6 protein-coding genes are annotated in these 14,275 nt (G+C 36.7%); all 6 read left to right on the top strand.

The features are described 5' to 3' along the window. Positions 1 to 172 precede the first annotated feature (172 nt). The 6 genes from OD917_RS05970 (at position 173) to OD917_RS05945 (ending at position 14,255) form a co-directional block, all read left to right on the top strand. Complete coding sequence (locus tag OD917_RS05970; RefSeq protein WP_263522638.1) at positions 173 to 2,035, top strand: exo-alpha-sialidase; 1,863 nt, start codon at positions 173 to 175, stop codon at positions 2,033 to 2,035. A gap of 218 nt (positions 2,036 to 2,253) precedes the next feature. Next, a complete protein-coding gene (locus tag OD917_RS05965) occupies positions 2,254 to 5,034 on the top strand; it encodes a glycoside hydrolase family 78 protein (protein WP_263522637.1) in 2,781 nt (926 codons plus the stop codon). 199 nt (positions 5,035 to 5,233) lie between these two features. Then, positions 5,234 to 6,652, top strand: a complete 1,419-nt coding sequence (locus OD917_RS05960) for an acetylxylan esterase (RefSeq protein WP_263522636.1) — start codon at positions 5,234 to 5,236, stop codon at positions 6,650 to 6,652. A 449-nt stretch (positions 6,653 to 7,101) separates the two neighbouring features. Further along, positions 7,102 to 9,552, top strand: coding sequence for a glycoside hydrolase family 95 protein (locus tag OD917_RS05955; RefSeq protein ID WP_263522635.1), 2,451 nt, complete (start codon positions 7,102 to 7,104; stop codon positions 9,550 to 9,552). A 188-nt stretch (positions 9,553 to 9,740) separates the two neighbouring features. Next, entirely contained in the window at positions 9,741 to 11,309 is a 1,569-nt protein-coding gene (locus OD917_RS05950; RefSeq protein WP_263522634.1) for an MGH1-like glycoside hydrolase domain-containing protein, read from the top strand. A gap of 195 nt (positions 11,310 to 11,504) precedes the next feature. Beyond that, the gene (locus OD917_RS05945) at positions 11,505 to 14,255 is read left to right on the top strand and encodes a glycoside hydrolase family 78 protein (protein WP_263522633.1); all 2,751 of its coding nucleotides are present in this window, start codon (positions 11,505 to 11,507) and stop codon (positions 14,253 to 14,255) included. The last annotated feature ends 20 nt before the right edge of the window (positions 14,256 to 14,275 follow it).

The raw sequence follows: 14,275 nt of genomic DNA, 5'->3' as shown, positions 1-14,275 counted from the left end.
CTCCAGAGGAGCGATATATATTATAAATTATGAAAAAAAAATATGTCACTCCTCTGGAGCTTTATATGGTAACATTTATTTGTTGCTATAAATATTTCGCTTCTCCGAAGCTTGCAAAAAGAGAATTACTCTATTAAGGCAGCCTCTTTAATCAGGAATTAAAAAATATAAAATGATTACTTTCCAAAACATAAAAAACAACATTATAACAGCCACAATTCTTTTGGCTTGTACGGTTGTAAATGCCCAAAACGACACGGTGCGTTATGTTGGCAAAACACTTTCCAACATCGATTACCATCACGGACAGTTGAGTCCAGCGGTTGGAGTTCACGCGACACAAATCATGCGTGCCAGCCGTGAACATCCAGAAAAAGCAGATGGTTTTGGATGGACATACAACCACCAGCCGATGATGGCATATTGGAACAATACCTTTTATCTGCATTATTTAAGCGATCCTTCAGGTGAACATATTCCGCCAAGTCAGACTTTATTAATGACTTCTAAAGACGGAGTAACGTGGACAAAACCAGAAGTGATTTTCCCAATTTACAGAATTCCTGATGGATGGAAAAAAGAAGGAGTTGAAGGCGTTGCCAAAAATCTGGATGCTATTATGCACCAGAGAATGGGCTTTTATACCTCAAAAGACAACCGACTTTTTGCTTTAGCGTATTACGGAATCGCAATGGATGAAAAAGACGATCCAAACGACGGAAAAGGAATTGGACGTGTCATTCGTGAAATCAAGAAAGACGGAAGTTTTGGTGAAATTTATTTCATCAGATATAACAAAACTTGGGACAAATCAAAATCGAAATTTCCATTTTATACAGCATCAAAAGACAAAGGTTTGAAAAAAGCCTGCGAAGAAATTTTATCAGAGCCATTGGTTTTACAGCAATGGGTAGAAGAGGCCGATCGTGACGATGAATTGATTCCGTTACAGAAACCATATAAAGCGTTTAGTTATTATCATTTACCAAACGGAAATGTAGTTGGATTATGGAAACATGCTTTAACATCCATCAGCAGAGATGGAGGAAAATCTTGGGATTATATGCCATTGCGTGCTCCTGGATTTGTAAACAGCAATGCTAAAATTTGGGGACAAAAAACATCAGACAATCGTTATGCAACGCTTTATAATCCGTCAGAATACCGTTGGCCTTTGGCAATTTCTACAAGTGACGACGGATTGAATTATAAAGATCTTTTATTGGTTCATGGCGAAGTAAGTCCGATGCGTTATGGCGGAAACTACAAATCTGCAGGTCCTCAGTATGTTCGCGGAATCACAGAGAAAAATGGAACTCCGCCAGACGGAAAAATCTGGGTTGGGTACAGTATGAACAAAGAAGATATTTGGGTGGCATCAATTCCTGTTCCAGTAACTTCTGTTGTAAAGGAAAATGTAAATGACGTTTTTAATAACCTTCCAGACGGACAAGAATTAAAATTATGGAATACGTACGATCTTTCTTGGGCATCAACAAAAATCGAAAAGAAAGCCGATGGCAAAAAATGGCTGACGTTAAGAGATCAGGATTATTTTGATTATTCTCGTGCTGAAAGAGTGATTCCTTTTGCTTCAAAAATGCAAGCTATTTTCACCGTAAAACCAGAACAAAATAATCATGGTTTATTACAAATTGAATTTCAAAACAAACAAGGTCTGCCTTCTGTAAGATTGATTTTTGATTCGGATGGAGAATTAAAGGTAAAAAATGGTGCGCGTTTGAGTTCGGTTACAAAATACGAAGCAAACAAAGCCTATACAATTACGGTTAAATTAGATGCTAAAAACCGTCAGTACACTATAAAAGTAAACGATGGAAAAGAATCAACAAAGATATTTTATGCGCCAACAGATGGTTTTGAGCGAATTATGTTCCGCACGGGAGAGCAGAGACATATTCCAAATCCGGACACAGCGCCGGACACAGACGATTACGATGACCTGCCTCAAACCGGAAAACAAATCCCAGAAGCAGTATTCAATATCGAATCGTTGATTACTAGAAAATTGTAAAAGTTGAAATAGCCACGACCCGAGCGATAGCGAACAGACGAAGTAATTCACGAATTGTTTTATAAACGTTGCGTAATTTTTGCTACAGATTAAAATGATTAACACAGATTATAATCCAATTAATCCTTTAATCTGTGGCAGAAAAAATTAGAGAAATTAAACGCAAAGTAAAAATTTGAGTTAATTCGTGAATTCGTGGCGAAAAAAAAATACACAAAGTGAAGTTTTTTAAAAGCATATTATTATCCGTTTGTCTTCTAGTAACTGTAGTTACTAAAGGACAAATTCTGCCTGTACGTTTAACAACAGAAATGGCTGAAAACCCATTAGCAGTTGTGGAGAATAAGCCGAGATTGGGTTGGCAGTTGGTTTCAAAAGAATCTGATGCTTCTCAGTTAGCCTATCTTATTTTGGTTGCTTCTTCAGAAGAAAAACTAAACAATGACGATGGAGACATTTGGAATACCGGAAGAGTAAATACCGACAAAAACCTGCATATCGTTTACAACGGAAAACCATTAAAAAGCGAAACCAAATATTTCTGGAAAGTGAAAGTTTGGAATCAAGATGGAAAAGTATCAAAATGGAGTAGAAACGCTTCTTTCAGAACCGCTCCGTTAGAATCAGATTTAAATCCAACTTGGATCGGAGCAATTACAAAGGCCGACAGTCATTTGCCAGAAGGAAGAAACTTTCATAGTGCAACTTATAAAAGAGAAAAGAAAGATTCGATTATCAACGCTTCTGATTCTCTTTCCAGAAGAAGTATCATGCTTCGCAAACCTTTCGAAGTAGAAAAAGAAGTCAAACAGGCCGTTGTTTATATTTCAGGTTTAGGACATTACGAATTGACTATCAATGGTAAAAAAGTTGGGAACAGCCAATTTGCTCCTCTGTGGACAGATTACGATAAAACAGTTAACTACAATGTTTACGAATTAAGTGCCAAAGATTTTCAAAAAGGTGATAACGTAATTGGCGTTCTGTTAGGAAACGGAATGTACAATACTTTGGCTGAAAGATATACCAAATTCTTCGTGAGTTTTGGTCCGCCGACTTTATTCTTTAAGATGAAAATCAAATACAATGATGGTTCGGAAGAAATTGTAAAGTCAGATAGAACTTGGAAATACAGTAAAAGTCCGATTACGTACAACAGCATTTTTGGAGGAGAAGATTACAATTCGAACCTAGAACAAAAGGATTGGAATAAAAAAGGTTTCAAAGATAGAGATTGGAAAAAAGTAGTCATTCAGGAAGCACCAAAAGGAGTTTTAAGACCACAGACTGCTCCGCCTGTTACGATTCAGAAACAATACGAAGTGAAATCCGTAAAAGAACTGAAACCCAATTTCTACGTTTTTGATATGGGACAGAATCTTTCGGGATTTCCAACCATCAAAGTAAAAGGAAAAAGGGGACAAACGATTCGTGTCTGGGTTGCAGAAGGATTAAATGAAGAAGGTACAATTGCGCAAGGAAGATCTGGAAAACCATATTACTACGATTATACTTTAAAAGGCGATGGAGTTGAAGAATGGACGCCAAAATTCAGTTTCTATGGTTATCAATATGTTCAGATTGAAAATATTAATTACAAAGAAGATAAAAACAAAGAGCTTCCAACTTTGGTTGATTTAAAATCGAATTTCATTTATAATTCGGCTGGAGAGGCAGGAAGTTTTGCCTGTTCGAATGAGATTTTCAATAAAACACACGAATTGATTAACAACTCGATTAAAAGTAATTTTCAAAGTGTTTTTACTGATTGTCCACAACGTGAAAAATTAGGTTGGTTGGAAGAAATTCAGCTGAATGGCCCAGGTTTGATGTTCAATTACAACTTGAAGAATTTCCTTCCTGCAACGATGCAGAACATTTCTGATTCACAACGTGATAACGGATTAATTCCCACAATCGTTCCTGAATATGTCATTTTTGGAGGTGATTTTACCGATTCTCCAGAATGGGGCGTTACAGGCGTGATTTTGCCTTGGATGTATTATGAATATTACGGAGATGCTTCATTATTAGAAAAATATTTTCCTGTAATGAAAAAGTATGTCGATTATTTAGGAACCAAAGCGACAAACAATATTGTTTCGCATGGATTGGGTGATTGGTACGATTACGGAACGCATGCTGCAGGATATTCTAAAAATAGTCCAATTGCACTTTCTGCTACTTCTCACTATTATTATGGAGCGTATTTGACGGCAAAAGCGGGGAAATTATTAGGTAAAACCGAAGATTTTGAAAAATACAATGCTTTGGCTTCAGAGATTAAAACGGCTTTCAATAAGGAGTTTTTCAACGAAGAAACCAAACAATATGGAACCAATAGTCAGTTTAGCAATGCCGTTCCGATTTTTATGAATATTGTAGAACCGCAGTATAAGGAAGCAGTAATGCAAAATCTATTAGCTGATATCAAAGAAAAAGGCGATCGTTTGACGACGGGTGATGTTGGAAATCGTTATTTATTCCAGACTTTGGCGCAAAACGGCGAAAACGAAACGATGTACAGAATGCACAATCATTACGATGCGCCGGGTTATGGTTTTCAGATTAAATTTGGCTTGACCACTTTAACAGAACAATGGGATCCGAGAAAAGGAAATTCGTGGAATCACTTTATGTTAGGACAAATCGAGGAATGGTTTTACCAAAGTTTAGCCGGAATCAAATCAGATCCTGAAAAACCGGGTTTCAAACATTTCTTTATTCAGCCAGAAGTGGTGGGCGATATGACTTTCGCGAAAGCGGATTATCAATCGGTTTACGGAAAAATCGCTTCTTCTTGGGAAAAGAAAGACGGCAAGTTTATTTTGACAGTTCAGATTCCGGTAAATACAACAGCAACAGTAAAATTGCCTGTTGCTAAAAATTCAGAGATAAAAATGGATGGTAAAAGATTTAGGGCAGGTTTTGATGAAAAGGCACAAAAGCCTGTTTTAGAATTAGGATCGGGAATTTATACAATAGAATGTCAATTGTAGTTATGAGTTGTAATTAAACTCGAAAAAAAAAAATCAAGAAAATCAATTGCCTCCAGCTTTAGCTGGAGGTTCAAAATAAGACAAGTCAAAAGGCTTTAGCCAAATGTGAAAGTTCGGCTAAAGCCAATTTTAAAAAATCAATTTATTTCCTCCAGCTAAAGCAGGAGGCAATTCAAAAAATGCGTTGAATTATATCAAAATGAAAAAAATAAAATACATCTTCTTAGTTTCCATTTTTGCTTTGACATTTGCCAATGCGCAAAGTACTTCTGATACTAATTTTAGAAAACCAGTATCAGAAACGCTAAAAAAAATCGAGACTATTTTTAACGTAACCATCAGCGATGACAGAGGATTACTGAAAGGAAAAGAACTGGACTATGCCGATTGGAGAATTGAACCGGGAAATCTGCCACTTTCGCTGACTAATATTTTGGCGCCGTTTGAATTGATGTATTTTAAACAACCCGATGGAACCTACATTATACGCAAGTATGAAAACCATAAAGTTTCGGTAGATAAAGGAAAAGAACGCTTGTTTTATTTAGAAAGCCTTTATTCGACCAAAGAAGAATGGGAGAAACGCAAAACGGAGTTAAAAGCTTGTATGATAACCTCATTTGGTTTAGACAAGGCACCCCCAACACCAAAGTCTAAACCACTTTTGACTCCAAAAAGAATTTACAAAGACTATAGTGTAGAAAATATTGCTTTGGAAATTCTTCCGGGAGTTTATGCCACAGGATCGATTTACAAACCGTATCCGCTAAATAAAAAGTCGGCTGTAATTATCACGCCAGACGGGCATTTCGGAGACGGAAGATACAGAAAAGACGAGCAATACCGTTGTGCCATGATGGCAAAAATGGGCGCAATTGTAGTCGGGTATGATTTATTTGCTTGGGGAGAATCGTTATTGCAGTTTCCTGAAGAAACGCATAGAAATAGTATTGCATCGACAGTCCAATTGTTGACAGGAATTCGTTTATTGGATTATTTGTCAACCGTAAAAAATGCTGATATGTCGAGAGTTGGCGTTACGGGTGGTTCTGGCGGAGGTTCACATACGATGTTTTTGGCAGCAATTGATGATAGAGTAAAAGTTTCAGCTCCGGTCGTGATGGTTTCCTCACACTTTTCAGGTGGTTGTCCATGCGAAAGCGGTCGTGGAATTCACCTTTGCGGAAACGGAACAAATAATGCCGAAATCTCAGCGATGATGGCACCAAAACCGCAATTGATTGTTTCGGATGGAAAAGACTGGACATTGGCGGTTCCGGAATTGGAATTTCCTTTTATCCAAAGAACGTATGAATTGTACGGAAAGAAAGATTTAGTAGAAAACGCGCATTTTGCAAAAGAAGGACATGATTTCGGAATCTCGAAACGTATGGCTTTGTATCCATTTATGGCAAAGTATTTAAACTTAGATTTGAATAAAGTAAAGAACGATAAAGGCGAAATTGACGAATCGACTTGCGTAATTGAACCTTATGAGAAATTATATGTTTTTGGTAATAAAGCAGAAAATTTACCAAAAAATGCATTGAAAGATATCAACAAATTATATGAAATGTTCGGAGAAAAAAATCTGAAAGTTTACGAGGTTAAAAAATAGTCACGAATTCACGAATTATTTTTTATAATCGATACGCAATTTTTGTGTCAAATTAATCGAATTAAAGCTTTCGGTAAAAATTAGAGAAATAAAACGTAAAGAATAATTAGAGCAAATTCGTGAATTCGTGGCGAAAAAAAATATGAAGTTAAGAAATGATATTTGGGCGTGACCCAATTTGAAAAAGGGGGCATCTTTGTAACCGCACATTTCGCCCCCTTTCTCAAATCGCGTCGGGCTATCCGCGCTACTTCGGTAGCCAGCTTCTATCCCTCACGCGCTCTCGTAACTCAAGAAAATTTGCGCTAATTTGTGAAATTTGTGGTTAAAAAAACAATTCGGGTTTTACCCAAAAAGAATAAAATATGAATTTAATAATTGATCTGTTGAAGTCGAAAGACATGTTGTAATAAGAGTAGCTATCAACTATTAACCATCAACTATAAACTATGAAGTTAAAAATTAAAATAACGGCGATTTGTCTTGGATTAGTTTCCTTAACTGCAACAGCTCAAAACGACCTAAAATTATGGTACGATAAACCAGCCTCAATCTGGAACGAAGCTTTGCCTTTGGGTAACGGACGTTTGGGCGCAATGGTTTTTGGTGATCCGGCAGTCGAACGTTTGCAATTGAACGAAGAAACCATTTGGGCAGGTTCTCCAAACAGCAATGCACATTCCAAATCAATAAAAGCACTTCCAATTGTTCGTCAGTTAATTTTTGATGGAAAATTTGATGAAGCACAGGATTTGGCAACGCAGGATATCATGTCGCAAACGAATGACGGAATGCCGTATCAAACTTTCGGAAGCGTTTATATTTCATTCAATGGACATCAAAAATATACCGATTATTATCGAGATTTAGACATCAGCAATGCTACGGCGAAAGTAAAATACAAAGTAAACGGAGTTGAATTTACAAGAGAAATTCTAACGGCATTTTCAGATCAGGTTATTGTGGTTAAACTTTCTGCGAGTCAGCTGGGACAGATTACTTGTAATGTTTTCATGAACAGTCCAATTGATAAAACAGTCGCTTCGACAGAAGGAAACCAGATTATACTTTCTGGAGTTGGAACTAACTTTGAAGGCGTAAAAGGAAAAGTAAAATTTCAAGGAAGACTGACAGCTAAAAACAAAGGCGGCCAAATCGAAGCCAGCAACGGCGTTTTAAGTATCAACAAAGCCGATGAAGTGACTTTGTACATTTCGATTGCAACCAATTTCAAAAACTATCAGGATATTTCGGGAGATGAAATTGCAAAAAGCAAAGATTATTTAGCGAAAGCAGAAACAAAAGATTTTGAAACAATAAAAAAAAACCACGTAGATTATTATCAAAAATTCTTCAACAGAGTTGCTTTAGATTTAGGTTCAAATGAATTGACAAAGAAACCAACAAACGAAAGAATTAGAGATTTCTCTAAACAGTTCGATCCGCAGTTGGCTTCGTTGTATTTCCAATTCGGACGTTATCTTTTAATTTCAAGTTCACAGCCAGGAGGACAGCCAGTTAATCTTCAAGGAATCTGGAACGATATGGTGACGCCGCCTTGGGACAGTAAATACACGACAAACATCAATGCTGAAATGAATTACTGGCCAGCACAAGTAACCAATTTGCAGGAAATGCACGAACCTTTTGTGCAAATGGCAAAAGAGTTAGCCGTGACAGGCGCAGAAACTGCGAGAATGATGTACAATGCCAGCGGTTGGGTTTTACATCATAACACCGATATTTGGCGAGTTACCGCTCCGGTAGATTCAGCTGCTTCAGGAATGTGGCCGACTGGTGGTGCTTGGGTTTGTCAGGATTTATGGGAAAGATATTTATATACTGGAGATAAAAAATATTTAACAGAAATTTATCCAATCATGAAAGGCGCTGCCGATTTCTTTTTGGATTTTATGGTAATTGATCCAAATACAAAATATTTAGTGGTTGTGCCGTCAAGTTCGCCAGAAAACACACACGCAGGCGGAACTGGAAAAGCTACGATTGCATCAGGGACTACAATGGACAATCAGCTGGTTTTTGATTTGTTTACGCATGTTATGGAAGCTTCAGCGTTGGTTTCGCCAGATGTAGCTTATGTAAAAAAAGTAAGCGATGCTTTGGCAAAAATGCCTCCGATGAAAATTGGGAAACACAATCAGTTGCAGGAATGGCAGGATGATTGGGATAATCCGAAAGACAATCACAGACACGTTTCTCATTTGTACGGATTGTATCCAAGTAATCAGATTTCGGCAATAAAAACACCAGAATTATTTGAAGCTGCGAAACAATCATTGATTTATAGAACAGACGAATCTACTGGCTGGTCAATGGGATGGAAAGTGAATTTATGGGCAAGATTGTTAGACGGAAATCACGCTTATAAATTGATTCAGGATCAATTGCATTTAGTTACGGCAGATCAAAGAAAAGGTGGTGGAACGTATCCGAATATGTTAGATGCGCATCAGCCGTTCCAAATTGATGGTAATTTTGGATGCACGGCTGGTTTTGCTGAAATGCTGATGCAGAGTCAGGAAGATGCCATTCATTTATTGCCTGCTTTGCCAACGGTTTGGAAAGACGGAAGCATAAAAGGTTTAGTAGCAAGAGGCGGTTTCGTAATCGATATGACTTGGAAGAACAATAAAGTTTCGACGCTTAAAATCTATTCGAAAATTGGAGGAAACTGCCGATTGAAAGTTGAGAATACATTGAAAGGTTCTTTAAACAAAAAAGCAAAAGGGAAAAATTCAAATCCGTTGTTTTACGATGTTGAAGTAAAGAAACCAATTATTTCTAAGGAAGCAAAATTGCCTAAAGTACAATTGCCGAATTACAATATTTATGATATAAATATGAAAGCGGGACAGACTTATACTTTTACTGGGAATTAAAAATTTTGAACCATATAAGTGATTTAAGAAAATATAATAGCACGCCATATTTGTCATTTCGACGAAGGAGAAATCTTCGTTAGAAATTCGACAAAGATTGGAGACTCACTTTACGGAGTTACTTGCGGAGATTTCTCCTTCGTCTAAATGACAAGATTGTGTGAAAAGAATAAAATAAAAAACAGAATATGTTACAACATTTCAAACATAAAATAATAACACTTTCAGTAGTAATTGCTTGTATAAACAGCAGTTGCAAATCGACTGTGGATCATTCACAAAAAGGAAAATCAGCTATTCTAGAAGAAAAAAACTTCAAACATTATGTGGATTATTTCAACACGATGGAAGATGAAAACTTGAAGTTTACGATTCCAAATGACAGTGCATGGGCGTGGATGGAAAAGAATATTCCGTTGTTTGAATGTCCACAGCAGAATTTTGAGGAGATTTATTATTTCAGATGGTGGAGCGTTCGTAAGCATATTAAAAATACTCCGCAGGGATTTGCAATTACAGAGTTTTTGGTAGACCGTTCGTATGCCGATAAATACAATATGATAAGCTGTGCTTTGGGGCATCATATCAACGAATTCAGATGGGTTCATGATCCGAAATATATTGAGCAGGATGTAAAAATCTGGTATAGAGGAAATGATGGAAAGCCAATGAACAAATTATATAAATTCAGCAGTTGGACAGCCGATGCTTTGTACAATCGTTATTTGGTGAATAAAGATGAAAAATTCTTATTGGATTTATACCCAGATATGGTTACTGATTATGCTGTTTGGGAAAAAGACCGTCAGCGTAAAGATGGTTTGTTTTGGCAACATGATGTAAAAGACGGAATGGAAGAATCCTTAAGTGGTGGACGAAAAGTGCAAAATGCAAGACCTACAATTAACAGTTATATGTACGGAAACGCTGTAGCGATTTCTAAAATGGCTGAAATGAAAGGCGATAAAGAAGCAGAAGCAAAATTCAAAGAAAAAGCGGATGTTCTGCAAAAATTAGTAGAAACGAAATTATGGAATCAGAAAAGCGAATTTTTTGAGACCTTTACAGAAAAAGATACTTTGGCTCAGGTTCGAGAAGCCATCGGATTTATTCCGTGGTATTTTAATCTGCCGGAGCAAAACAAAGGTTTTGAAAAAGCCTGGGAACAAATTAAAGATGAAAAAGGATTTTCGGCTCCGTTTGGTTTAACAACAGCAGAAAGAAGAAGTCCGAGATTTAGAACACACGGAACAGGAACCTGCGAATGGGACGGTGCGATTTGGCCATTTGCAAGTTCTCAGACGTTAACGGCTTTAGCCAATGTTTTGAATAATTACAATCAGAATTATGTTGGTAAAACCGATTATTTCAAACAAATGGAATTGTATGTTCAGTCGCAATATTACAGAGGAAGACCTTATTTGGGCGAATATCTGGATGAAACAACAGGATATTGGTTAATGGGCGACAGAGAAAGAAGTCGTTATTACAATCACTCGACTTTCAATGATTTAGTGATTACTGGATTGGTTGGTTTACGCCCAAGAGCTGATGAAAAGATTGAAGTAAATCCGTTGATTCCACAAGAAAAATGGGATTGGTTTTGTTTGGATAATGTTTTGTATCATGGCAATATTATTACCATTCTTTGGGATAAAACAGGAGAAAAATATAAGAAAGGAAAAGGTTTCAGGATCTTTAAAAATGGGAAGGAAATTGCGGTTTCTGAGAAATTGGAGAAGTTGGTTTCTGAATAGATTAAGTATAGCTATCTAGTTTGTCATTTCGACGTAAGGAGAAATCACACACAGTATTCTACAAAGATTGGCATTACTTTGCGGAGTTTCTATTGTGATTTCTCCTTACGTCGAAATGACAATACTTTGTCTATAAATTGAAAACTCAAAATACCTAACAGGTTTTTAAAACCTGTTAGGAGAAAAAATAAAATCATGAAAAAGTTTTTTTTACATCTAACATTAATCATTTCACTTTTCACAATTTCGGCGAAAGCCCAAAACAAAATAATTGTGAGTGATTTGAAATGCGAAATGCTTGCCAATCCGGAAGGAATTGATGTTTTACAGCCAAGATTAAGCTGGAAAATAAAAGCAGATATAAATGATGTAAAACAAACTGCGTATCAAATCAAAGCGTCTTCAAGTTTAGAGAAATTAAATGCAGGAAATGGAGATTTATGGGATAGCGGAAAAGTTCAAAGTGACGAATCTGTCAATGTGATTTATAACGGAAAAAAGCTAAAAGACAGACAAGACGTTTATTGGAAAGTAAATGTTTTTACGAATAAAGGCGAAGTTCAGTCAAAAGAAACAGCACATTTCAGCATCGGAATTTTGACTTATGCTGATTGGAAATCGACACGTTGGATTGGTTATGAAAAATTGTCGAATGATGACAGTATTTCGCAGTATTCAAAATTGTCAGCGCGTTATCTGAGAAAAGAAATCAACCTGAAAAAACAAGTCAAAAGCGCCAAAGTTTATATTATGGGAATGGGCTTGTACGAGTTATACATTAACGGAAATAAAATTGGCGATCAGGTTTTAGCTCCTGTTCCTACGGACTATACCAAAAATATAAAATACAATGTTTTTGAGGTGACTTCGCAATTGAAAGAAGGCAAAAATATGCTGGGAACGATTTTAGGGAACGGACGTTTTTTTGCCATGCGACAAGATTACAAACCCTATAAAATCAAGTCATTTGGTTTCCCAAAAATGGCTCTGCAATTATTTGTAGAATATACAGATGGAAGCAAAGACGTTATCAGAACTGACGATACCTGGAAACTAACAACTGATGGACCGATTTTGGCTAACAATGAATACGACGGCGAAGAATATGACGCCCGTAAGGAAATGAAAGGCTGGAACACGACCAATTTTGATGATAAAAACTGGATACACGCCAGATACGTTCAAGAACCGGGAGGATTCTATGAAGGACAGATGTCGGCGAATATGAAGATTAAACGCGAAGTAAAACCGATTTCAATCAAACAAACGCCAAAAGGAACTTATATCTTGGATATGGGGCAAAATATGGTGGGCTGGTTACAGTTGAAAGTAAAAGGAAACGCTGGCGACAAAATCACAATGAAATTTGCAGAATCTTTACAGCCAGATGGTTCGTTGTATATTGCCAATCTTCGTGATGCGAAAACGACTGATATTTATACGTTAAAAGGAGAAGGCGAAGAAGTTTGGGAACCTCGTTTTATTTTTCACGGATTCAGATTTGTGGAAATCTCAGGATTTAAAACCAAACCAGCTTTAGAAAATTTTGTTGGAAAAGTCGTTTATGACGATATTCAGACCACAGGAACTTTCGATTCTTCAAACCCGATTATGAACCAGATTTTTAAGAATGCGTGGTGGGGAATCAGCGGGAATTATAAAGGAATGCCAATTGATTGTCCGCAAAGAAATGAACGTCAGCCTTGGTTAGGAGATAGAACAACGGGAGCTTACGGAGAAAGTTTCTTATTTGATAATCAGACTTTATATGGAAAATGGTTAGATGATATTAAAAACTCACAAACTATCGATGGTGGAATTCCAGATGTAGCACCAGCTTTCTGGCGTTATTACGGTGACAACGTGACTTGGCCGGGAACGTATATTACAGTTGCAGATATGTTGTATCAGCAATTTGGAGATGCAAAAGTGGTAGAAAAACAATATCCATACATGAAAAAATGGATGGATTATATGGAAGAAAATTATTTGGTTGATGATATTATGACCAAAGATAAATACGGCGATTGGTGTGTTCCTCCAGAATCGTTGGAATTAATTCGTTCGAAAGATCCTTCTCGTTTGACGGATGGCGAATTGATTTCGAGTGCGTTTTATTATCAGCTTTTAAATATCATGAAAAAGTTTGCGGTAATCGCGAATGCACAAAATGACATTAAACATTATGATGAATTAGCTTCAAGAATTAAAAAAGCATTCAATACTAAATATTTCAACGCATCAAAAAACAACTACGCGAATAATACCGTAACAGCCAATTTATTGCCTCTAACTTTCGGAATGGTTCCAGAAGAATCAAAACAACAAGTTTTCGAAAATTTGGTACACGAAGTTGAAGTAACCAAAAATGGTCATGTAAGTACAGGCGTTATCGGAACACAGTTTTTAATGAGAACATTGACTAATTTCGGTCGTGGCGATTTGGCTTTCAAGTTAGCATCAAACAAAACCTATCCAAGCTGGGGTTATATGGTTGAAAACGGCGCTACGACAATCTGGGAACTTTGGAACGGAAATACTGCAGACCCAGCAATGAATTCGCAAAACCACGTCATGCTTTTAGGCGATTTATTGATTTGGTATTACGAAAATATGGCAGGAATTAAAAGCAATCCTGAAACTCCTGGTTTCAAACAAATCATCATGAAACCTGATTTCAATGCGGGATTGACTTATGTAAATGCTTCTTATGAATCAGTTTACGGAACGATTAAAAGTGATTGGAAAAAAGATAAAAAAGCTTTGGTTTGGAATATTACGATTCCGGCTAATACAACAGCTTTAGTATATCTTCCTGCGAGTGATGTTTCAGCTGTTTCTATTAATAAACAAAAACTGACTCAATTTTCTGCTTCTATTAAAACGGAGAACAATAATACTGTTGTAACGTTACCATCAGGAACCTATGTTTTAAATGTAAAATAAGAAAGTTTTTTCGTACTATT

The organism is Flavobacterium sp. SH_e (assembly GCF_025717045.1).
Lineage (GTDB): Bacteria > Bacteroidota > Bacteroidia > Flavobacteriales > Flavobacteriaceae > Flavobacterium.
The sequence above is the reverse complement of the archived record's forward strand: the minus strand, read 5'-3'. Positions and strand labels throughout refer to the sequence as shown.